This is a genomic window from Abiotrophia defectiva ATCC 49176 (assembly GCF_000160075.2).
Classification (GTDB): domain Bacteria; phylum Bacillota; class Bacilli; order Lactobacillales; family Aerococcaceae; genus Abiotrophia; species Abiotrophia defectiva.
Genome location: NZ_KI535340.1, coordinates 1,063,896 through 1,086,115 on the forward strand (window position 1 = coordinate 1,063,896; position 22,220 = coordinate 1,086,115).

22 protein-coding genes and 2 pseudogenes are annotated in these 22,220 nt (G+C 48.3%); 20 read left to right on the forward strand and 4 right to left on the reverse strand.

The annotated features are described in order from the left end of the window. Nucleotides 1-18: 18 nt before the first annotated feature. The 7 genes and pseudogenes from GCWU000182_RS04900 to GCWU000182_RS09870 form a co-directional block, all read left to right on the forward strand. A complete protein-coding gene (locus GCWU000182_RS04900; RefSeq protein ID WP_023391669.1) occupies nucleotides 19-846 on the forward strand; it encodes an exodeoxyribonuclease III in 828 nt (275 codons plus the stop codon). Nucleotides 847-860: 14 nt separating this feature from the next. Then, nucleotides 861-1,289, forward strand: coding sequence for a GNAT family N-acetyltransferase (locus tag GCWU000182_RS04905; protein WP_023391670.1), 429 nt, complete (start codon nucleotides 861-863; stop codon nucleotides 1,287-1,289). 167 nt (nucleotides 1,290-1,456) lie between these two features. Further along, the gene (locus GCWU000182_RS04910) at nucleotides 1,457-3,361 is read left to right on the forward strand and encodes a heavy metal translocating P-type ATPase (RefSeq protein ID WP_023391671.1); all 1,905 of its coding nucleotides are present in this window, start codon (nucleotides 1,457-1,459) and stop codon (nucleotides 3,359-3,361) included. 135 nt (nucleotides 3,362-3,496) lie between these two features. Next, nucleotides 3,497-3,877, forward strand: coding sequence for a TIGR02328 family protein (locus GCWU000182_RS04915; RefSeq protein WP_035364126.1), 381 nt, complete (start codon nucleotides 3,497-3,499; stop codon nucleotides 3,875-3,877). A gap of 13 nt (nucleotides 3,878-3,890) precedes the next feature. Then, the gene (locus GCWU000182_RS04920; protein ID WP_023391673.1) at nucleotides 3,891-4,766 is read left to right on the forward strand and encodes a hypothetical protein; all 876 of its coding nucleotides are present in this window, start codon (nucleotides 3,891-3,893) and stop codon (nucleotides 4,764-4,766) included. A gap of 21 nt (nucleotides 4,767-4,787) precedes the next feature. Next, nucleotides 4,788-5,669 carry a hypothetical protein gene (locus GCWU000182_RS04925; RefSeq protein ID WP_023391674.1) on the forward strand — a complete coding sequence of 294 codons (882 nt, stop codon included), beginning with the start codon at nucleotides 4,788-4,790 and terminating at the stop codon, nucleotides 5,667-5,669. A gap of 605 nt (nucleotides 5,670-6,274) precedes the next feature. Further along, nucleotides 6,275-6,473: pseudogene (locus tag GCWU000182_RS09870) on the forward strand (IS3 family transposase); the annotation flags it as partial. A gap of 309 nt (nucleotides 6,474-6,782) precedes the next feature. On the opposite strand, the gene GCWU000182_RS04930 reads toward GCWU000182_RS09870, so the two are convergent. Next, entirely contained in the window at nucleotides 6,783-7,298 is a 516-nt protein-coding gene (locus GCWU000182_RS04930) for a DUF308 domain-containing protein (RefSeq protein ID WP_035364127.1), read from the reverse strand. A gap of 364 nt (nucleotides 7,299-7,662) precedes the next feature. Between GCWU000182_RS04930 and GCWU000182_RS10180 the strand changes: the two genes are divergently transcribed. Then, the gene (locus GCWU000182_RS10180; RefSeq protein ID WP_023391680.1) at nucleotides 7,663-7,833 is read left to right on the forward strand and encodes a hypothetical protein; all 171 of its coding nucleotides are present in this window, start codon (nucleotides 7,663-7,665) and stop codon (nucleotides 7,831-7,833) included. Between the two features lie 180 nt (nucleotides 7,834-8,013). On the opposite strand, the pseudogene GCWU000182_RS09880 reads toward GCWU000182_RS10180, so the two are convergent. Next, nucleotides 8,014-8,214: pseudogene (locus GCWU000182_RS09880) on the reverse strand (XRE family transcriptional regulator); the annotation flags it as partial. Between the two features lie 242 nt (nucleotides 8,215-8,456). Here GCWU000182_RS09880 and GCWU000182_RS04940 point away from each other — a divergent pair. From GCWU000182_RS04940 to GCWU000182_RS04955, 4 genes are all read left to right on the forward strand, one after another. Beyond that, nucleotides 8,457-9,494, forward strand: a complete 1,038-nt coding sequence (locus tag GCWU000182_RS04940) for a M42 family metallopeptidase (protein ID WP_023391682.1) — start codon at nucleotides 8,457-8,459, stop codon at nucleotides 9,492-9,494. A 21-nt stretch (nucleotides 9,495-9,515) separates the two neighbouring features. Beyond that, entirely contained in the window at nucleotides 9,516-9,971 is a 456-nt protein-coding gene (locus GCWU000182_RS04945) for a GNAT family N-acetyltransferase (protein WP_023391683.1), read from the forward strand. 106 nt (nucleotides 9,972-10,077) lie between these two features. Continuing rightward, nucleotides 10,078-10,335 (forward strand): type II toxin-antitoxin system Phd/YefM family antitoxin, encoded by a 258-nt coding sequence (locus tag GCWU000182_RS04950; RefSeq protein ID WP_023391684.1) that lies wholly within the window; start codon nucleotides 10,078-10,080, stop codon nucleotides 10,333-10,335. Next, on the forward strand, nucleotides 10,325-10,654 hold the full coding sequence (locus tag GCWU000182_RS04955) for a type II toxin-antitoxin system RelE/ParE family toxin (protein WP_023391685.1): 330 nt from the start codon (nucleotides 10,325-10,327) through the stop codon (nucleotides 10,652-10,654). The genes GCWU000182_RS04950 and GCWU000182_RS04955 overlap by 11 nt, the downstream gene beginning before the upstream one ends. A gap of 56 nt (nucleotides 10,655-10,710) precedes the next feature. Here GCWU000182_RS04955 and GCWU000182_RS04960 read toward each other — a convergent pair whose 3' ends face one another. Beyond that, nucleotides 10,711-11,049, reverse strand: coding sequence for a type II toxin-antitoxin system PemK/MazF family toxin (locus tag GCWU000182_RS04960; protein ID WP_023391686.1), 339 nt, complete (start codon nucleotides 11,047-11,049; stop codon nucleotides 10,711-10,713). Then, nucleotides 11,043-11,309, reverse strand: a complete 267-nt coding sequence (locus GCWU000182_RS04965) for an AbrB/MazE/SpoVT family DNA-binding domain-containing protein (protein WP_023391687.1) — start codon at nucleotides 11,307-11,309, stop codon at nucleotides 11,043-11,045. Before GCWU000182_RS04965 ends, GCWU000182_RS04960 begins: the two co-directional genes overlap by 7 nt. Before the next feature lie 295 nt (nucleotides 11,310-11,604). Between GCWU000182_RS04965 and GCWU000182_RS04970 the strand changes: the two genes are divergently transcribed. The 8 genes from GCWU000182_RS04970 (at nucleotide 11,605) to GCWU000182_RS05005 (ending at nucleotide 21,978) form a co-directional block, all read left to right on the forward strand. Further along, on the forward strand, nucleotides 11,605-13,110 hold the full coding sequence (locus tag GCWU000182_RS04970) for a PTS transporter subunit EIIC (RefSeq protein WP_035364129.1): 1,506 nt from the start codon (nucleotides 11,605-11,607) through the stop codon (nucleotides 13,108-13,110). A 128-nt stretch (nucleotides 13,111-13,238) separates the two neighbouring features. Beyond that, nucleotides 13,239-14,195 carry an alpha/beta fold hydrolase gene (locus GCWU000182_RS04975; RefSeq protein ID WP_023391689.1) on the forward strand — a complete coding sequence of 319 codons (957 nt, stop codon included), beginning with the start codon at nucleotides 13,239-13,241 and terminating at the stop codon, nucleotides 14,193-14,195. Between the two features lie 43 nt (nucleotides 14,196-14,238). After that, the gene (locus GCWU000182_RS04980; protein WP_023391690.1) at nucleotides 14,239-14,448 is read left to right on the forward strand and encodes a hypothetical protein; all 210 of its coding nucleotides are present in this window, start codon (nucleotides 14,239-14,241) and stop codon (nucleotides 14,446-14,448) included. 155 nt (nucleotides 14,449-14,603) lie between these two features. Next, complete coding sequence (dgt, locus tag GCWU000182_RS04985; RefSeq protein ID WP_023391691.1) at nucleotides 14,604-16,007, forward strand: dGTP triphosphohydrolase; 1,404 nt, start codon at nucleotides 14,604-14,606, stop codon at nucleotides 16,005-16,007. A 161-nt stretch (nucleotides 16,008-16,168) separates the two neighbouring features. After that, nucleotides 16,169-18,343, forward strand: a complete 2,175-nt coding sequence (locus tag GCWU000182_RS04990; protein WP_023391692.1) for a pneumococcal-type histidine triad protein — start codon at nucleotides 16,169-16,171, stop codon at nucleotides 18,341-18,343. A gap of 280 nt (nucleotides 18,344-18,623) precedes the next feature. Then, nucleotides 18,624-19,919: an ABC transporter permease gene (locus GCWU000182_RS04995; protein WP_023391693.1), complete on the forward strand. Its 1,296-nt coding sequence runs from the start codon at nucleotides 18,624-18,626 to the stop codon at nucleotides 19,917-19,919. Between the two features lie 13 nt (nucleotides 19,920-19,932). After that, entirely contained in the window at nucleotides 19,933-20,583 is a 651-nt protein-coding gene (locus GCWU000182_RS05000; protein ID WP_035364132.1) for an ABC transporter ATP-binding protein, read from the forward strand. A 15-nt stretch (nucleotides 20,584-20,598) separates the two neighbouring features. Next, nucleotides 20,599-21,978, forward strand: a complete 1,380-nt coding sequence (locus GCWU000182_RS05005) for an ABC transporter permease (RefSeq protein ID WP_023391695.1) — start codon at nucleotides 20,599-20,601, stop codon at nucleotides 21,976-21,978. The last annotated feature ends 242 nt before the right edge of the window (nucleotides 21,979-22,220 follow it).

Here is a 22,220-nt window from a genome sequence, read left to right on the forward strand (position 1 = left end):
ACAACGAAGGAAGATAGAATGAAACTCATCTCATGGAACATCGATTCACTCAATGCGGCCCTAACTAGCGACTCGGCCCGGGCCCAACTCTCCAAAGCCGTCTTGGACCAGCTAGCGCAAGCAGGGGCAGACATTATTGCCATTCAAGAAACCAAATTATCGCCGACAGGTCCAACCAAGAAGCATGAAGAAATCTTGGCAGAGTACTTTCCAGGCTATGCCCACACTTGGCGGTCCTCTCAGGAGCCAGCCCGCAAGGGGTATGCTGGGACCCTTTTCCTCTATCGGGAGCACTTGCAGCCTAAGGTGACCTTCCCTGAAATCGGGGCGCCCTCGACCATGGACTTGGAAGGCCGGATTATTACCCTGGAATTTGACGACTGCTATGTGACCCAGGTTTACACGCCTAATGCGGGGGATGGCCTCAAGCGTCTGGCTGAACGTCAAGTTTGGGACGCTAAATACGCTGACTACCTAGTGAGTTTGGATGCTAAGAAGCCAGTCCTAGCAACGGGGGACTTCAACGTTGCCCACCAGGAAATCGACTTGGCTAATCCAGGAGCTAACCGCCAATCCGCGGGCTTTACTGATGAAGAACGGGCAGGCTTTACCCATTTGCTGAGCCGGGGCTTTACCGATAGTTTCCGCCACCTGCATGGGGACGTGCCACATCAATATACCTGGTGGGCGCAGCGTAGCCGGACCAGCAAGATTAACAATACAGGCTGGCGCATTGATTACTGGTTGGTATCTGATCGCATTGCAGACAAGGTAACCAAGTCCGAGATGTTGGATTCAGGGGCGCGCCAAGACCATACGCCTATACTGTTAGAAATTAACTTATAAGAGGAGGCAGTCCTATGACACACTATCCTGTGGAAAGCACAGAGCTCATGCCGGAAGATTTCTATGAGAGAGTCTTTACGCATGGCTATGAGACCTACTTCAATCAGCCTAAGCCTGAAGGCTTGGACCAGTCCTTCATCTGGCAGATGAAAGACGGGGAGCGCTTGGTGGCAGCTATGAATGGTAAAATTCGTCATCAGGCCATGAAAATCGAGAACCTGGCCATCGACCCGGACTATCAGGGTCAGCGCCTAGGCAGCCAGTTTATAGACTATGCCAAGGACTATGCCCGTCAAGTCGGGGTGACCAGCATTATCTTAACCACGCGGACCTATCAGGCCAAGGACTTCTATCTCAAGCACGGCTTTGAGGTCTATGGCTTCTTGGAAGATGTCCCTATGCCAGGGGTCGGGGTCTACTATATGGTTTATCGACTTAAATAAGCAATCTAAGGTCGGGAAGGGATTCCTGGCCTTTTTTGCTATCACCTCTATCTATAATTAATATCATTAAATAATACAATCTTGACGATAAATATTATTGACAATCTAAATTAGAGAAGCTATAATAAGAGTGTAAAGTAAATTGATTATAAATAAGAGGTGAGATTATGAAATGCTTAAAATACAATAAACGAATTATTGAGACCGTGCTCTGCCTAGGCTTTATCCTATTGGGACTGGTCTTTTTAGAAAGTCAACCTGTCTGGGGACAGGCAAGTTTTATTCTAGCTTTCTTGATTGGGGGCTATGAGCCAGCCCTGGAAGGCTGGAAGGAGTTAGTGGAGGAGCATCACCTTAATGTGGATGTCCTCATGGTCTTGGCTGCCTTGGGTGCAGGCATTATTGGTTACTGGCTAGAAGGGGCCTTGCTGATTTTTATCTTTGCCCTGTCTGGGACTCTGGAAGAATTAGCTATGAAGAAGAGCCAGGATGCCATTACAGCCCTCATGGCCCTACGGCCAGACAAGGCTTGGCGCATTCTGTCCGACGGTCAGTTGGAAGAAGTAGAAACCGGCGAGCTCATGATTGGCGACCGTCTACGGGTCAAAAAAGGCCAGGCGGTGCCAATCGATGGTAAGCTAATCAGCGACTGGGCAAGTCTAGATGAAGCTATGGTGACAGGGGAGCCCATTCCAGCGGACAAGGTAGCGGGCGACCTGGTATTGGGCGGGACCCTCAATGTGGGCGCGGAATTGGACATGGTAGTCACCGTAGCCCAAGAAGACACCCTCTTCGCTAAAATCGTAGCCCTAGTCAAACAAGCCCAAGGCCAAAAGAGCCGGGTGTCTAGCCTGATTGAAAACTTAGAAGATGGCTATGTAAAGGCGGTGCTTTTCCTGGTTCCGACCTTTATCGTCGCAGTTCACTTCTTGCTGGGCTGGTCCTGGTTGGATAGCTTCTATCGTGGCATGATTCTCTTGACCGTGGCTTCTCCTTGCGCCTTGGTGGCTAGCTCAACTCCAGCCGTTTTAGCGGCCATTAGCAGGGCTGCCCGTATGGGCGTCATGGTCAAAGGCGGTCAAATCATGGACCAGATTGGCGATGTCAACCTGGTCGTGATGGATAAGACCGGGACCTTGACCCAGGGCCAACCCCAGGTGGAAGAAGCCTGGTTTGCGGAAGAGGCGACTGGCTTGAATGCCTTGGTGGCAACAGCTGAAGCAACCTCTACCCATCCTGTGGCTCAAGCTATCTTGAATTATGTGGGCGACTATCAAGCAGTGAATTTGGATCAGCTTGAGGACGTGACCGGCCGAGGTTTTACCTGTGCCTATCAAGGGCATGACTGGCGGATTGGTAAGGCTGATTTCGTCTTAGAAGTAGTGGGGCAAGTACCTGCTGACTTAGAACAAGTCCTAGCCAAGCAAGAAGCAACCGGCAAGACCCTGGTCTTGGTGTCTCGTGACCAAGCATTAGTGGCCTGGTATGCACTCTTTGACCGAGTGAAGGCAGAGAGTAAGGCCACAGTGGAACTACTGCATCAATTAGGCGTCCAAGTGGTCATGATGACTGGGGACCACCAGGCAGCGGCCCAAACCATCGCTAATGACTTGGGCATTGATCAAGTGCAGGCCAACTGCCTGCCGGATGACAAGGCCCGTTTGGTGGCCGACTACAAGGCTCAAGGCTATTGTGTGGCCATGGTAGGGGACGGTATTAATGATGCGCCTGCCTTGGCTCAGGCTGATGTCAGCTTTGCCATTGGTTCAGGGACGGACATTGCCATGGAAACGGCCGACTGCGTCATTATGGATGACTTGACCCGGGTGCCTCAGGCCATTCGGCTCTCTCGTCGCATGAAGACCATTATTATGCAAAATATTATCTTCGCCTTGGCCGTGATTGTCTGCCTGATTGCAGCCAATGTCTTCCAAGTGGTCAGTCTACCGCTGGGTGTGGTGGGCCATGAAGGTTCTACGATTTTAGTTATTCTCAACGGCTTACGTCTCTTGGGTTTTCGGCATAACCCATCAGACCTTAAGTCAGTCCAAGCGGCACAAGTAGCCCAATAGGTAAGAGGCTGCGCCACTTGGAGGTGCTTTTCAGATGGCTGGCTCACACTGCGTGTGGGGCCAGTCATTTTTTGTAAGCTTTTCCTTAGGCTCAGAATATGCTATAGTAAGGGAAAGCAAGAAGGAGGGCCTTACATGAGATTATGGCATCAAGCCTTGATTGACAAGTTGCCAAGACAACAGCTGCTAGGTCAGCATCGGGAGTGTGCGGCCTTGCGGGGCAAGGGTTGGGGCAAGCCCCACAGTGTGGTTAACTATGTCTTTGAACATTCGCCCTATAAGCTCTATGCCTACCACCGCCTGATTATGGAGGAAATGGTCCGCCGGGGCTACCGGCCGGACGACCAGTGGTGGGAGCCCAGCTACCGTGGCAAAGTTATGCCAGCTTATGAAGTTAGCCAAATCCAAGCTCAGCCGCTGGGGTCTCCTATTTATGCTGAGCATGACCCGGCTTATCTGGCTGAGTGCTTAGCTAACTTGCGAACCAAGGGTATTGAATTAGAACCGGAAAACTAGAAGGGAGATTTAAATGATGAATAAAGGATGGAAGAAACTAGGGCTGTTAAGCCTGACTGCGACTATGTTATGGGGTGTTGGCGCACCGAGTGTACAGGCTCAAGACCTGACCACTGATGAGCTGGTAAACCGGGTCATTAAGACTAGCCTCCAAAGCAAAAGCGTCCACACTAAGGTCAAATTTTCCATGACCCACAGTGATCTTGAAGAGAATCATACACAGACCGTGCTAGATGGCGAGTTAGATGCTAGCCTTGACTTAGATAAAATGGCGGGCAAGGCTGAGTTTGGCCTGGCTAAGTTTCCCGGGGCAAGCAAAGTCAAGTTAGCCTTAGTAGATGGCTACTTGTATGGTAAGGCGGACGGTAAGGATTTGGAGCCAATTGACCTCAAGTCTCAAGTGCCAAGTTGGAAGTCAGACTTGGAGAACTTGCGTCAGGTGGAGAGTTGGAATAGTCCTCAATACAAGGGGGAGCTAGCGAAGTATTTCAAGAGTGTCCAAGAAGATCAGGGTTACCTCTTGCAATTATCAGAAACCATTGACGGTAAGCAGCTCTATCGTGACTATCAGCAGTTATGGGACCAGGTCAAGCAAGAGGCCTTGCACCAATTGCTGCTAGAGACTAGCAACCCTACCATCTATGGCGATTTTGCGAGCTTTATTGACTATGTCTTAAATGAAGAGGCCTTTGGTGCTTTCGTTGCTCGTAAGCCAAAGATTCTGGTGCAGACGGACAAGGATTTCCGTGTAACCCATGTCACGGTTGATTTTCAGTTTAGTATTGACCAGGGGATGGAACTATTCTCTGGCTTAACAGGAATCTTCCATGTCAAGTTGGAAGCGGACTTGGACCAATATGACCAAGCTGTGTCAGTAGAAAAGCCTTAGGGCATTTGAGGAGGAAAGTAGATGAAATGGTTTAAAAAATTAAGCCTGCTGGCCATGGCTGGCGGCCTTTTGGCTGGGGCTGGTGGGGTGGCGCCAGCCAGCGTTAGTGCGCAAGCTCCGTCCCTGGATCAATTATTGAACGGGACCATGAAGAAAATGGTCAACACCCAGACGGTGCACACTAAGGGTGAGTGGAAGATAAGCAATACTCTCCCAAGCCAGGAGGAAGGTATCCTCATAGGCGGCCATTTTGAAGCAAATGTAGATTTGGACCAAGCGTCCGGATTCGGCTCCTTTGATTTGGGCAGTTTCTTGGGCGACTACCACTTAATTGCCTCTGTCAAAGACGGGCAGCTTCATGGCAAGGAGAACCATGAAGAAGAGGTCAGAAGTCTAGATATCAAGACCGAAGTTCAAGAATTTCAAGACTCACTTAAGCAGTTACGTAGCTTGGATCAATTCTATACGCCTGAAGAAATCGCCTTATATTCAGAGATTTACGAGGTTAAGGAGCTAGAGAATGGCTACGAGTTGCGTCTGAGAGAGGATGTAGATGGTAAGAAGGTTTACCGCGACCACGAAGCTGCGTGGAATCTATTAAGTGCAGCTGCGGTTTATGGGGCTTATCAATCGGACCACCCAACCGACTCCAAAGAGATTAGCACGGAACTCATTCGCTACATCTTTAACGAGGATGCTTTCGAAGCTTTCTTTGCCAGCAAGCCTAAGTTTAATTACCAAGTAGATAAGGACTTCCGACTTCAGAGCCTTGAAGTGGACATGGTCTTTACTGTTGAAGAGGGCAAAACGCGTCACTTGAACTATTTAGCAGGCACCTACCGTATTCAAGGTAAAATCACCTTTGACCAATACAACGAACCGGTTCAAAGTCCAAGACCTTAAACCATCTAGCCCCCTGCATGAATCTGTAAGAATTTTTCATATTGAAAATAATCAAAAATGTGGAAATATAAGTGATTTCTAGAAGATGCTTGGAGCGTTATTAAATATAATTATTTCAAAATGGGCCAAAAGTAGGGCAAAGAACCATACAGATTCTATACTGTATGGTTCTTCTTTTTTATCTAACCAAGAAAGGTTAAAACCCATTAAAATAAATCCCAGTCAGGTGTTGAATATTTTCTAGTCTGGGTCATGTAAAAATGAACAAAAATGAATTTCTATGATTAAGGCTAAGAGGATTATTTGCTAGAACAGCAGCCTGAAAGAGTCCAATTCTGATATAGAAGAAGCATGTCACGCATTACGCTGTTGCTCGTAGTGTCAATAAAATAAATAGACAATTTGGAAGTTTCAGTCTGGTTCGCAAAAAGAAAAGGAGTTTTCACTCCTTTTCACGCGTTATATTTCGCTTTGCTTTTCTTTCTTTTGCAATCATATAGGTGCCAAGAATGACGAGTACGCCGAAAATGATACTTCCCAAAGTGATGTTCATAAAAGCAATTTTTTGAGGACTATCGGCTGTTCCGTACTCTTTCATCATCATACCAGACAACGGTATGATGGAATCCTTCTTTGGTATTCTTAAGTCTGAGATGTTTTATGGTTATGAGAAAACATTTAAATCACTTAACCAATTGGAACAAGCTATTGTTGACTACAATGAGTACTACAACAACAAACGAATTAAGGTAAAACTAAAAAGGGCTTAGTCCTGTGCAATACAGAACTAAATCCTTCACTTAAATTATTTGTCTAACTTTTTGGGGTCAGTACAAACAGTGCTTTTTTTGTTGAAATCGCAAAAAATCCAAGCTTTCTTTTTGCAGATAACATTCGCTCTTTTATTTTCGGTATGATTGAGTCGATGCCCCGTTCTCGACCGGTTATTATTGCAGATTATCGAATGCCAGAGCGCTATGCCATCACTTTTTGGAAGAATACTTGGAGCAATTCTACGCAGAATGGGATGCGAAAAAGTGATAGTTAAAGAGACGAAAAAGCTGAGAATATGATTTCCCAGCTTTTTTGAATGCGATAGAAATAGCAACTAGACTATTTACGAAAGGCCTCAATAATGTAGGTGAAGCCAGTAACTAAAAATGCAAAAGCAATGACATAAACGACAAAGACACTTGTAGCCACTGGATTGAACAGAATAACTAGACCTAGTAAAAATGCAAGCAAGGCTACCCACGTGATATTGCTACCAATAATAGGGAAAATCAATCCTAGACGATTGCCTTTAAAGAAGGCAATAATGGCTTCTACAATTAACCAAATTCCTACAATGGTCGGAATGACGACCGGCAGGGTCACAAAGCCATAAGCAACGAGGTAAAGAGCTAAGAGAAGACTAACAAACCCTTGGAAAAGATAAACAGGTGAGCGAAGCTCTTTTGGTGCAGAGAAATAGCCTAAAATATCTGCTATAGAAGCAACCAGTAAACCAAATGCAATCCACCAGCTGTAAGCAACAAGATTAGCTACTGGGTTTGTAAATAGGAAAAGTCCTAAAAGGGCAAAAACAACTCCTGCAAGGAATAGCAGTAAACGATTAGAAAATTTCATTTCAATACCTCCGATATAGTATAGTTTGATATTAAAGTTATTGTACCTCTTTTTATAGAAAAATGTCAATAAAATAAATAGACAACTTGGAAGTTTCAGTCTGGATCGCAAAAAGAAAAGGTGTTTTCGCTCCTTTTCACACTTTATATATTTCGCTTTGCTTTTCACGCTTTTGAAATCATATAGGTACCAAGGATGACAAGTACGCCGAAAATAACACTTCCCAAAGTGATGTTCATAAAAGCAATTTTTTGGGGACTATCAGCTGTTCCATACTCTTTCATCATCATGATTTGCAAGAATCGGTAGTAAAGCAGCTGTTGCAAAAAATATTCCACCTTATGCTATCGCAGTCGGAAATCCAGTGCGTGTTATCAAGTACCGCTTTGACGAAGAGACGATTGCTTTTTTGGAAAAACTTAAATGGTGGGATTTTTCAGAAGAACAGCTCGACGCTGCTATTCCGTACTTGACGAGTGTGCATTTAGAAGAGGCAAAGGAAGAGTTGATGAGAATTAAGCAAGAAATGAAATGATACGAAGATAGTGTATTATCAGAAAGGATTCGTTAAAAATGCGATAAACTCGCAACAAATTTACTTTGGAAAAGTAAAAAAGCCTTTAAATAAAGGCTTTCAGAGTGAGGACAAAGTCCTTATAAAAGTGTCTTCTAAAGATTTTAACTCCAATCTGAAGCGAGGTTATCCTCGCTTTTTCTATTTATCAAACAATTCCTTATTTTCAATCAAGAGTTCTAGTGGAGATTTTTCTCTTGCTACAATAAAATCGGGTTCATATTGGGTATGAAATGTTCTGTTCTGAGAAGTTGGATCAATATACAACTCTTCTCCATCTTCTGTGTATAGTTGGTTGCCCCGTGTTAGATAGAGTAAATCTTCTAAGTGCTGTCCATCAGTTGGAGGAGCGCCATGTCGTGTTGGGGCTCCAACGCGACGTGGTGGAGGCGATGAACTTGGTTTTTGAGCGAAAAAGGAGCCAAAAGGTGCAGCCACGTCGCATTGGAGGAGGGCGATGTCGTGTTGGGGCTCCAACGCGACGTGGCTGCGGCCACCCGCCCCATTTCCACACAAAAAGATAGGGCGCCTTTCCAAACTTGTGTTATAATGAAGGGGTAAACAAATTTCAAGGGGGCATTAGGATGAATCCAACCTTAAGTTATCTGCAAGAACTTCTAGCTATCGCGTCGCCAACGGGCTACACGCGTGGCGTTCAGGACTATTTGGTATCGACTCTGGAAAAAATGGGCTACCAACCGGTGCGCACTTCCAAAGGACTCGTACATGTGACGGTGCCGGGCCAGGACGATGACCACCACCGCATTGTGACGGCTCACGTTGACACCTTGGGGGCCATGGTGCGCGCGGTCAAGGGCGACGGCCGGCTCAAGCTGGACAAGGTGGGTGGCTTTCCTTGGAACATGATCGAAGGGGAGAACTGTACCGTCCATGTGGCGGCCACCGGCAAGACGGTGTCCGGGACCATTCTCATTCACCAGACTTCGACCCACGTCTACCGCGATGCGGGGACGGCTGAGCGGACTCAAGACAACATGGAAGTTCGCTTAGACGCCAAGGTTACCAATGAGAAAGAAACCCGCGCCTTAGGCATTGAAGTGGGTGACTTTGTCTCCTTCGACCCACGCACCACCATCACCGACACCGGCTTCATCAAGTCTCGCTTCCTCGATGACAAGGTGTCCGCCGCTATCCTGCTTAACTTGTTGCGCCGTTACAAGGAAGAGGGCATCACCCTGCCGGTGACGACCCAATTTGCCTTCTCGGTCTTCGAGGAAGTAGGGCACGGGGCTAACTCTAGCCTGTCGGACAAAGCGGTGGAGTATCTGGCGGTTGACATGGGCGCCATGGGTGACGACCAGCAGACCGACGAATATACCGTCTCTATCTGTGTCAAGGATGCCAGTGGCCCTTATCACTATGAATTCCGCCAACACCTGGTGGAACTGGCTAAGGCCAAGAATATCCCTTACAAATTAGACATCTATCCATTCTACGGCTCCGACGCTTCGGCCGCTATGTCAGCGGGTGCCGAAGTCAAGCACGCCCTCTGTGGGGCCGGCATCGAGTCCAGCCATTCCTATGAGCGGACCCATGTGGACTCTGTGGCGGCGACCGAGCGCTTGGTGTATGCTTATCTCTTGAGTGACTTAGTTAAGTAAGATGACAGGGAAGTGACGAGTGTGACCATTACCTTTAGAGAGATAACAAGCGACAACTACTCCCAAGTCTTAAATCTCAAGATTACTCCAGAGCAAGAGGCAGCCAAATTTGTGTCTCCTGTCGTCCGATCCTTGGCAGATGCTTGGTTTTACCGTGAAGAAGGGATTACCTATCCCAAAGCTATTTATTCAGATGAGGATTTAGTTGGCTTCATTATGTATGAATTGGATCCAGAGGAGCAGCATGTCTTTGTTTGGCGCTTCCTAATTGACCAAGCCTTCCAAGGCAGAGGCTACGGCCGACAAACCATTGAAGCAGTAGTTGAAATGGCCAAGCAGCAAACCCAGATGACCAAGGTAGTGGCCGATTACGTGGACGGTAACGAGCCTATGAAGAAGATTTTGCTAGGTCTAGGCTTTGAAGAGACCGGCTTTGACCAAGCTATAAATGAACATATTATGGTCTATCAGTTATAAGAAGAAAAGGTCCCCTTATGATGAGATGAGGGGGCCTTTTGCTATAAATGACTATATATGTGTCTAAATTTATGGTATAATATAGCCATCAAAGGGGGTGGCGTTGATGAAAATTATTCCCATGCGCGATTTAAAAAATACAGTGGCGGTTGAAGCTTATTGCCAAGAGGAACAAGGCCCAGTCTTCGTCACTAAGAATGGCTACGGACGACTAGTCGTCATGGACATTGAATACTATGAGAAGACCCTCCGTCAAATGGAAGAAGCAAAATTTCTTTATCAAGGGCTTGAAGATATTCGAGAGCAACGCCTAAGAGACGGTGAATCCCTTATCGCCGATATGAGGGAACGTTATGACCTATAGTTATGAGTTCACTCAGAAGGCAGAAGAAGATTTAGAAGTGATTCTGGACTATCTGACCAAGGAACTTAAGAATCAGCAAGCTGCCAAAAAGTTTCTTGATGCACTCCATGAGTGTTTGAAAAACTTGCTAGTTTTCCCAGAAAGCGGGGAGCGGGTGCGCAATCCCTATTTGCCAGCTTTAGGCATTCGACGGAAAATCATTGGTCACTATATTATCTACTATGCGCCATATCCCAAAGAACGAAAGCTGCGGATTATCCGCCTAGGACATGGTCTTCAGGATCAAGCCCATTTGTTTATGGACCTTAAGTCGCATTAAACCAAGCAAACGCCATGGCTAGGTAATCATACCGAGCCATGGCGTTCTGTTTATTCTTAATCCTCCATATCAAACAGCAACTTATACTTATCCAAGATAAGCTTCAATTCTTCTTGGGATAGTCTTTCCTCTACCTTAGTAACACCTCGTGCCGCCAAGTCTAGGGCGATGGTCTGGTCTAGCATGACCTTGCCTTGGATGGTACGAGTGCTAGTCAGCTCATGATAGGTGGGAAAGTTGCGACTGGTGGTGGTGATGGGGGCCACGATGGTTAAGCCGCTGAACTTAGTCAGGAGGCTATGGCTTAGAGCGAGAGCCGGGCGACGATGCTTCTGCTCGTGGCCCTTGCTGGGATTGAAGTCAACGTAGAAAATATCGCCTTGTTTGATTACCATTCTAGTTCCTGACCTTTCGCCTGACCCCAATCAAGTTCGCCTTCTCCAAGGCCGTCTTGATCCCATTCAGCAAACAACTCATGGATGGTGGAAGCTTGCTTTTGCTCAGGACTTAGGCGAATGCTGTTATCCTCGACAGAGACTAGAAGGGTTTGATTGTCCAATAGATTTAACTTTTTGAGAATGGCAGCAGGTAGGCGCACGGCCTTAGAATTGCCCCATTGGGATAGTGTGGTCCGGTATTGTGCTTGTGACTCCATAAAATCACCCCTCTTAATGTATATACTAAGTATATACCTGTGTGAAGTGCCAGTCAAGTCTCCCCTCCAAGTTGAAATTTCCTTACAATCCGATTATAATTAACTTGTAAAGGGTTACAGATAGCCCTGCGCATTCGCATCGCAACTTATGCAAGATCATGTCAGACCAGGAAAGGAGGTAGCTAGGCCAGGAAGGGCAGTGAGTCCCTTGGAAGAAGGGACCAAAGGAGTGAGTCAGGAGGATTCCGATGCGAGACTTCTGAAGCACCTAACAATCAAAGGAGGTCTTTGTACCATGTTTAAGTTGTTACAAAAAATCGGGAAAGCCTTTATGCTGCCGATCGCCATTCTGCCGGCAGCCGGGCTATTGCTGGGGATTGGGGGCGCCTTGTCCAATCCGACCACGGTGGCGACCTATCCCCTATTGAATAATCCAAGTCTACAAGCTATTTTCCAAGTCATGAGTTCGGCCGGCGAAATTGTTTTCGCCAACCTGTCCCTCCTGCTCTGTGTGGGCCTCTGTATCGGCCTAGCTAAGCGCGACAAGGGGACGGCAGCCCTAGCAGGGGTGACCGGTTACCTGGTCATGAAAGCCACCATCGGCGCCTTAGTTAAACTCTATATGGCAGAGGGTTCTGCCATCGACACCGGGGTCATTGGCGCCATTGCGGTCGGTGCCTGTGCGGTTTGGCTCCATAATCGCTATCATAATATTCAATTGCCGCAGGTCTTGGGCTTCTTCGGGGGCTCCCGCTTTGTGCCTATCGTGACGTCTTTTGCCTCAATCTTCTTAGGGGGCGTCTTCTTCCTAATCTGGCCACCATTCCAACAATGGCTGGTATCAACTGGGGACTACATTTCCCAAGCGGGTCCGTTTGGGACCTTCCTCTACGGCTTCCTCATGCGTCTCTGCGGGGCAGTCGGCTTACATCACATGATCTACCCAATGTTCTGGTACACGGAGTTAGGTGGGGTGGCCCAAGTTGCGGGTCAAACCGTAGCCGGGGCACAAAAAATCTTCTTCGCCCAATTGGCAGATCCAAACCACACAGGTCTCTTCACCGAAGGAACTCGCTTCTTCGCTGGTCGCTTCTCAACCATGATGTTCGGGTTGCCAGCTGCCTGCTTGGCCATGTACCACTTGGTGCCAAAAGACCGTCGTAAGAAATACGCAGGTCTTTTCTTCGGGGTTGCCTTGACTAGCTTTATCACTGGGATTACGGAACCAATCGAGTATATGTTCCTCTTCGTGAGTCCTTTCCTCTATGTGATTCACTCCTTCTTGGATGGGGTCAGCTTCTTCATCGCCGACATCCTCAACATCTCCATCGGGAACACCTTCTCTGGTGGGGTCATCGACTTCTCCCTCTTCGGGATCCTGCAAGGGAATGACAAGACCAACTGGCTCTTACAAATTCCATTTGGCTTAATCTGGGCAGGCCTCTACTATGTGGTCTTCCGCTGGTTCATCACTAAATTCAACGTGCCAACGCCAGGTCGTCTGGACGAGGACTTGGACGAGGATGCTAAGCCAGTGGTCGATACCAAGGACAGCCTCAAGCAAGACTCAGTCAGAATCATTGAAGCCCTAGGTGGTCCTGAAAATATTGAAGAAGTCGACGCTTGCATCACTCGCTTGCGTGTATCAGTCAAAGATTCAGGCAAGGTCGACAAGCCAACCCTCAAGGCCATCGGCGCCGTCGATGTCTTGGAAGTCCAAGGCGGCATCCAAGCAGTCTATGGGGCTAAGGCTATTCTCTACAAGAACAACATCAACGAGATTCTGGGTGTGGATGACTAGGGAATTTATCAAATTAGTAAGGCCAGCTATTTAGGTAGCTGGCCTTAATCTTCTTCTTCTTATCTATTGACCTAGTCCTGTTCAAGTGGTAGGGTAAGCATGTGAGCATAAGTGGAGGAGGCTAAGTGATGAGATTTTGGCAAGGTCTAAGAAAACTATTAGCCTATGTGCTTTTAGCCATAGTGCTAGTTACATTAGGTGTCTATCTTAATCATCGTCTTGCCCTATCTAGAGAGGCTAATGATTTATCGCCGATTGGTAATCGAGTTGAGGTTGAGGGTAAGCAGTTAAATGTCTATGTGACTGGTTCGGGTAGCAAGACACTGGTTTTGTTAGCTGGAGGGGGCACAACATCGCCTATTTTGGACTTTAAGGCGCTGACGACGCAATTAGCGCCGGATTATCGCATTGTCATAGTCGAGCGGCTCGGTTATGGCTTTAGTGATGATGGGGATAGTCCTAGAGATATAGAAACCGTGAATAGACAGACACGTCAAGCGTTGCAAGCGTCTGGTATTCAAGGCCCTTATGTTCTAGTGGCTCATTCCATGGCTGGCTTAGAGGCTCTCTACTGGGCCCAAGAGCATCCAGAAGAAATTTCTGCTATTGTTGGCCTCGATATGGCCATGCCACAAAGCTATGACAAAGTAAAGGTTCCAACTTTTGTAGTTAAGGTAGGGCAAATGCTACTTGAGTTAGGCTATGGGCGTTTTCTTTATCCTGCAGAGAAGGCAGCTCCTGCCCTTGAATCAGGCCATCTGACGCAAGCAGAAATAGCGAATTACAAGGCACTTTTTTATAAGCAGGCCTTGACGACTGCTATTGGCAATGAACTTGAGATGTCAGCAAGCAATGCTAAGCAAGTTTTAGACAAGCCTCTGCCAAGCGTCCCTATTTTACTCTATGTGTCTAATGCAAGTGGGACCAGCTTCTCTAGTGAGGCTTGGTACCAAATGGCGCAAGATAGCTTTGGGCAAGTGCCTAATGCGACCATTAAACGCTTGGATGTGGGGCATTATGTGCATGATTATGCGCCCGAAGAAATTGCGACAGGGATAGGCGAATTTTTGAAGGCTAACAACTAAGTTGTCACTAGCAAAACATGGTTCTATTGATTAGGAGGTTGTCATGAGCAATAAAAACCACTACCATAAAGATATACTGGCACCCAACTACAGTCATTCAGACCAGCTAAATCAGCAAGCACCTCAGGATTTAAGAGTACAAGATAAGTCACTAACTGCCCAAGCAATCAACAAAAGCAGACGCATTGCGCATGATCCATCGGAACCAAGCTACTCTACAATCGATTCTTTGCGGGAAGCCTTAGACCAATAAAATGTTCATTCAGCTACTTAAACCCAAGACACCCACCCGGGTGTCTTTCTTTATGCCGGCTTGAGATTTTGTTATAATAAGGAAGCAAAATAGGCTGGCTGACGCCTAGTTTAACACCCCAACATCCCCAGCCAGCAGACAAGGAGGTCCGGCTTATGCAATGGACAGATCTTTTATCTACTGCCCGTCTATCGGGTAGCGTGACCCAGCATCGTAACGAATTTGATGATGACTACAAACGAATTGTGACCAGTCCGTCTTTCCGACGGCTGCAGGACAAGACCCAGGTCTTTCCCTTGGAGCGGATGGATTTTATTCATACGCGTCTGACTCATTCCCTGGAGGTGGCCATGATTGGCCGGACCCTGGTCTCGGAGATTGCCCTCAGTCTGGCGGATCAACTGGAAGGAGTGGCCGATTCAGAGCTGGCAGTCAGCCAGCAGGAATTCATTGTCCGTCAGGCCGACATTGCCCGTATTGTCGAGTGTGCGAGTCTCTTGCACGATATTGGCAATCCGCCTTATGGTCACTTTGGCGAGGATATTATCCGTCAGTGGTTCAAGAAGCGTCTGCCAGCTATTCTGAGTGAGCAGTTGGATCCCCAACTGGCCCAGGACTTTCTGGCCAGTGACTATGTTCATGACCTCTATCATTTTGAGGGTAATGCCCAGGCCTTGCGGATTGCGGCCAAGCTCCACGACTTCAAGGGTAGCTTTGTTGGCTTGGATTTAACCGTGGCCACCCTCAATACCATTCTCAAATACACGCGGGCTTCCCACCAGCCTAAAACCGGCGCCATCACCCATAAGAAGGTGGGCTACTTCCATGCTGAGGTCGAACTATTCCAAGCCATTACTAGCCAAACGGGGGCGGGCAGCCAACGCCATCCGCTGACCTTTATCCTAGAAGCGGCTGATGATATTGCCTATCTGGTGGCCGATATGGAAGACGCCCTAGGCAAGGGGGTGCTGACCTTCGCCATGGTCAAGGCGGACTTGCTAGCCAGCCTTAAGCAGTCAGCCCAGGACAGCCAGGCTTCGCGTCAGGTGGTTCACATTCTGGAAACTATTGATGAAGAAATCTTCAGCATTAACCGTTTCTTCGAGCACCTGCGCAATGTCCTGATTGCCGGTGCCACCCAGTCCTTCGTGAGCCATTATGCTGATTTGATGGCCGGGACCTACGACTTTGACCTTTTCAAAGACTCGGATGTGGCGCCGCTCTATGCCCAGTTGCGGTCTATTTCTGAAGAACGGATTTACGACCACAAGTCTATTCTGCGTCTAGAAATTGCGGGTTATTCGACCCTGACCTATCTGCTGGATAGCTTCGTGCCGCCCCTGGTGGCCTACGATACAGCGCGCCGACTAGACTATGTGGACCTTAAGAAGATTGGCATTATTTCCGAGAGCCAGAAGCGGTCCTACCATTACTTTGCGCAAGGTAAGTCGGAACTGGAGAAGCTCTACCTGCGCCTGCTCTTGGCCACGGACTTCATCTCAGGTATGACCGACAGCTATGCCCACCAACTCTACTTAGATATGGTAGGAATTTCCTAATCTTATCACCCAGCTCCCTCATAGCAGGGGGCTTTTTTGATGCTATCAGACTTTTTAGCAAGTAGTGCAATATTTTTTCATTATACTATTGACAATCATTACGATTGGGTGTAAGATGCTAAACGTAAGAATTACCATTATATATAAAGGAGTCATCATTCATGACTAAAAAACGCATCCTCTTATGGGGGATTAATGGCGCCATTCTTCTGAGCGCCGGGGCCGGTTTGTGGGGCCTTAACCAAGATCTCAGTCAATCTCAAGCCCGTTTGCAAGAGGCCCAAACGGCCATGTCCCAAGCAGAAAGCGACAAGGGCCAATTATCTAGCGATTTGGCCGCAGCCCAAGCTGAAAAAGAATCCTTAGCCTTGGATAAGCTGGAGCTAGAATTCAAGGAAAAAATGGGTAAACAAAAGGTCATCGTGGGTAAGGTCTTTTCCAACGGTTACCTTAAGAAACACGGCAACCACTATCACTTTGTCTATGGTAAGCCACCAGTGGATGCCATCTATGAAGACCAGGACCAAGCAGGGGCTAGCAGCTCAAGAAGGGGTGGGGACGATCACTATGTCTTTAACCCAGCCGATATTGTCGAAGAGAATGCGGATGGTTATGTAGTCCGTCACGGCGACCATTTCCACTTTATCTCCAAACGGGACTTGGCCAATGCGCCAACTGTGCCTAATGCCCACACACCAGGGGGCTGCCGCCTAGTGCGGATTCCTCACGGCGACCATTTCCACGATGTGCTGGATTGTGGTCAAGGCCTGGGTAATCTGTCCTTCGATGATGAGCCAGTCAGCCCAAGACCAAATGGCCCAGTCGCTAGTCGGCCAGCCAGCACAAGCCAACCTGTAGCGCCAAGTCATCCAGCCGATCAATTGACCCGACCAAGTCAACCAGCGACGCCAAGTCTGCCAGTGGATCAGCCAGCTAGTCCAAGTCCGGCTCCGAGTCAACCAGAACAACCAAGCACGCCAAAAGGTCCGACTTCCCTCTTGACCTTAGATTCTCCTGAGATTCAAGGGCATCTGGATTACATCAGCTATGCCTATGGGGTAGAGCGGGATACTATCAAGTTGCAGGCCGTCTATGATGATGCAGGCAACTACCGGGGTCAAGTCTTTGCCTTCCAAAATATGGAACAAGGTCAAGACAAGTCTCACATCCATCCTTGGGTAGTGCCACTCTGGACCTTGGAAGTCCCTAGTCAGGATCCAAGCATTGACCCTGAGTTACGCTTTGCCCGCGAATTAGCAGGCCTTGCGAAACGCATGGGTATTCCTCAGCGCATTATTCGCATTCGCGATGGCTACTTCGAGGTACCACATGGTGACCACAGCCACAATATCCGCATCCGCAATGTAGACGGGGCCAAGGCTTATGTAGCCAACAAATTGGCCAGCCTGCCAAGCATCCATGTGCCAGGGGATTTGGATGAGGCGACAGTCAAAGCCTACATCGCCACCCTGCGCCAAGTCGCTAGCCAACGTTTAGCTGGCCAAGAAGTAGCCCTAGCCCGGATTGAAGCTGGCTTGCAAGACATTGAAGAAAGCCTCAAGGACAAGGGCAATTCGACCCAAGGCTTCCTCCAACTCTTAGATCGCTTTGCGGCCCGCTACATCTTCCAAATTGAAGACAATAGTGACAAACTGTCCGAACGTCTGGCCAAATTGAATGCCCAACATGAGAGCATCCTCAAGGCCATTAGCGAGCTTAACTTGACCAACTATGGGGTGACCGCTGACCAATTGCGGGAACAAGCCAATAAGGCCATCGAAGCACAAGACGCGGTGGGCTTAAGCCGCTTAGCAGCCTATGTGGCGGCCCTCAAGGACGCCAACGACCGTCCTGGGGTTGAAGCCATGAAGCATCTCTACTTCTTGACCCAACACGTCCAAGACAAGCCATTGTCTTATGACTTGCGGGAACAAGTGTCAGATATCATTGCCCGCCTATCCAAGACCAATGCCGTCTTCGGTGGGGATGACCCGGCAGAACCGCTTTTCGCACCGGCTATCTTGGCTAAACAAGCCATCGAGCTAGCACACGCCCAGTTCAATGGCAAGGTTGACACCCGCGTAGGCGACAAGTATAAGGCCATTACCCAAGCCGGGGAAGATGGCGGTCCAAGCATCTTGGAGAGCAACAAGTCCTTCACCTCCGAAGTCTTAGAAGACGCCGACAAGGATAAGAGCCTGCCAGTGACTAACTTTGAAGAGGACAAGGCAAGCGAGGCCTCCTCATCTTCAGACCAAAGCTCATCCCAGTCTTCGTCCAGCTCAAAAGCTGATGCAGCAAGCGATCAGAAAGACGAAACGACTTCAAGCAACTAAGTCTAACCCTCTATTAAAAACCACCCCCCATCAGCGGCCGAACTGATGGCAGGGTGGTTTTTAGCTTGGCTGGCTAAGTGATAGAAAGATATAAAATAGTTATTTTCCATCGGTTAACCTCTCAAAATCCCAGCCCTTATCCTGTTCTCAAGCCAGGTCAGGGGCTGGATTTTTTCATTTATTGAAGAAGACAAAAATTTATTTCACAATTTCATATCAACTTCACACAGGGGTTGCATACTATAGTTAGTTCTTAATCAGCAGAAAGGAAGTGACTCGTATGAAATGGTATCAGCGTGCTTGGGCCTATGTCAGCCGTAAGCGAGTCAGAGTAGGGCTGCTTTTCCTCATCTTATCTCTGATCACGACCGCTGTCTTAGCTGTTTTCGCGATTCAGATTAGCACCCAACAAGTTCAAGATAAACTCCTGTCCCTCTCCAATGCGGGATTCCAGCTCCAAGGTCAGGGCTTGCAGGCAGGTATGAAAGAGTCGGATATCAGTCAAGTGGCTCAAGTAGAGGGAATTGCAGACGTTCAGTACCAATCAGAAGGGCTGGCCAAGTTTGAGTCCGGCCAAGTCATTCAGGCCCAACAAGCCGTGCAACGTGACCAAGGCGACGATATCTTTAATCAGCTCTTATCCATTCAAGGTCGCCAAGACAGTCAGACCGACTTAGATTTTGCGAGCGGGGCCTTGACCCTCAGCCAAGGGCGCCACTTGACGCCAGATGACAAAGACAAGGTCATGGTCCACGAGGCCTTTGCCGAAGCTAACAAGCTCCAGCTAGGCGACAAGATTAGTCTCAAGGGCACCCAGCTAACAGAAGGTGGGGAAGCCAAGGACGGGGAGGCCAAGGAATTCGAGATTGTCGGGATCTATAGCGGGAAACGCAGTGAGACCTTCACCGGGCTCAGCTCCGATTTGACTGAAAACCGGCTCTACACAGACTACGCTAGCAGTCAGGCCCTCTACGGGCGGCAAGCAGACGACTATCAAGTACGTCTGGCTCAGTATCGGGTGAAAAATCCTAAGGAACTAGACCAAGTTATTAGCCGCGTTAAGGCCTTGTCGCTGGATTGGGACCAAACCCAATTGACAGCCAACAGTCAAGCCTTTGACCAGGTGGCAGCGCCTATCGCTAGCTTCCAGTCCCTCATGAACCTCATGACCGGCGCGGTCTTAGTGGTCAGTGTGATTACCCTCTTCCTAGTCTTGCTCTTCTGCTTGCGGGAACGAGTGCATGAATTCGGCATTCTGCTCTCAATCGGGATTTCCAAAGGCCAAATCATTGGCCAAATCCTGCTAGAGCTCTGGGGCCTATCCATTGGGGCCTGGGCCATCGCGGCCGCAGTGGCTTATCCACTGGCTAACAGTTTCTTCTCCAGCCTCTTAGTCTCCAATGACCTGCCAGATCAGGTCCGCAAACTCTTCGCGGCCGCTGCCCCAACTTGGCAGGCTGGCCTAGTCGCAACAAGTTATGGCGTCGTCCTCCTCATTATCGTAGTAGCGGTCATGGCTTGTGCCGGCTTAATTCTCACCAAAAAACCTAAGGAAATCCTAGGACAACTCAGTTAAGGAAGTGATCATGATGACATTATTGAAATTAGACAACATTTACTATCGTTATGAAGGGGCACAAGAGAGTGTCCTCAAGGAATTAGACGCCAAATTTGATGCCGGCACCTTCTACGCTGTCGTGGGTAAATCCGGGGCTGGTAAGTCGACCTTCTTATCCCTCTTGGCAGGCTTAGATAGCCCAACCAAAGGTAAAGTCCTCTTCCAAGGCAAGGACATTGCCCAAGAGTCCTATAGCGCCCACCGCCGCCACAATATTTGCTTGGTCTTCCAAAACTACAACCTGATTGACTACTTGACGCCACTAGAAAATGTGCGCCTAGCCAATGCGGAAGCTAGCGAAGACTTGCTCTTACAACTAGGCTTGGGCCAAGACTTAATTCATCGTAACGTCCTCAAGTTATCTGGTGGTCAACAACAACGGGTGGCTATCGCCCGGGCTTTGGCCAGCGAGGCGCCAATCATCTTAGCGGATGAGCCAACCGGTAACTTGGACGAAGGGACCGCCCAAGAAATCATCGACATTTTACGTCAAGCTGCCCATGAACGAGGCAAATGTGTCATCGTCGTGACCCACAGCCCACAAGTGGCAGAGGCAGCCGATACGGTTCTAGAACTCAGCCATGGTAAGCTGAAAGCTGCTAACGGACATAAAGTGAAGTAGAGAGGGGGAAGCACAATGCGTTTATTGAATAATGCTTGGGCCTATGTCTGGCGTAAAAAATTTAAGACTCTGATTATCTTCCTTATTCTCTTAGTCATGTCCACTGTTTCCTTAAGTAGTTTGGCTGTTAAGCGGGCAACCGACGTGGCCTCCAAAGAAACCTTCAAGGGCATCAGCTCTTCCTTCTCGATGGAAATCGATCGCCGTAACAACCAAGGGACCAACCGCGGGAGTGGGAACTTGCGTGGTAAGGACATCGCGGCCATTCAAGGCCTAGATGGCATTAGCCAAGTAGTCAAACGTATGGGGATTGTGGCCGACTTAGTCGACAAGGAACTGGTTTCCCAAGATGGCCTGCCACGAATTGATGCCGACCGTCAACGTCGCTTCGGTAAGGCAGCTATGTTGACTGGGACCAATGACTCTTCCTTGGACGATCGCTTTAGTGCCGAAACCTTCAAGCTAGTTGAAGGCCGTCACATTAAGCCTGAGGACAAGAACGTGGCCATGGTCCACGAAGAATTTGCTAAGAAGAACGGCCTCAAGGTAGGGGACACGCTCAAGCTCAAGTCCAACATCTATGATGCCGATAATGAAAAGCAAGCCAATGAAACGACTGAAGTTACGATCGTAGGGACCTTCAGCGGGAAAAACAAGGGTGGGGTAACGGCCATCCAAGAGCTCTACCAAAACAACCTACTGACCGACTTAGGGACCACTCAAAAGCTCTACGGATATACCGACGAAACGGCTATCTATCAAGATGCTAGCTTCTTCGTCGACGGTAACCATGACTTAGACAAGATTATGTCTGAAGCTAAGAAGTTGTCCATTAACTGGCGGGCATACAGCTTGGTTAAGAGCAGCCAAAACTTCCCATCCTTGCAAAAATCAATTGGTTTAGTCTATGGCATGACCGACAAGTTACTCTTGGGTAGCCTGATCTTCTCAGGTGTTGTTCTCATGTTGATCCTCTTCCTCTGGATGAACGGTCGTCGTAAGGAAATGGGGATTCGTCTCTCCCTAGGGATGACCAAGCCACAAATCTTGGCTCAATTCCTAGTCGAAGTCCTCATGGTCAGTCTAGCAAGCTTTGTGGGAGCCTTCCTCCTAGGTGGACCTGTCAGCCAATGGGTAGGCAATACCATTCTGGGCAGCGTCAACCAAAGCATCGGCCAACAATTGGCAACTGAAGCTAAGAATACAACGCTTGGGGGCGGGGCAGCCATCGATAGCTTCAACAAGACCTTGACCGAATTATCCATCCAAGTACAAGCCATGGATATGGTTTGGGTAGTAGCCTTAGGCTTAGTGGTCATCCTGGTAGCTGTACTATTGGCTTCCATTACCCTCATGCGTAAGCAACCTAAATCACTCTTGGCCGACCATCAATAGGCCAATAAGTGGGTGAGTTCTCGTCATCGAGAACTCCTCATAGACCGGCCAAGTCGCCGTCATTGTTACTTACATACTCTCGTCACTCAGTCCAAGCAATGACGCCTTGACCGGCCTATGAGGGGTTCTAGATACCCCTTTATTCTCCACCTAAGGGACTTCCATTTGTAGATAATGTTCAGAATTTGGTTCAAGTGTAGGCTAGGAAGTCCATCATATTTTTTACCATGGAAAGTAGGGTT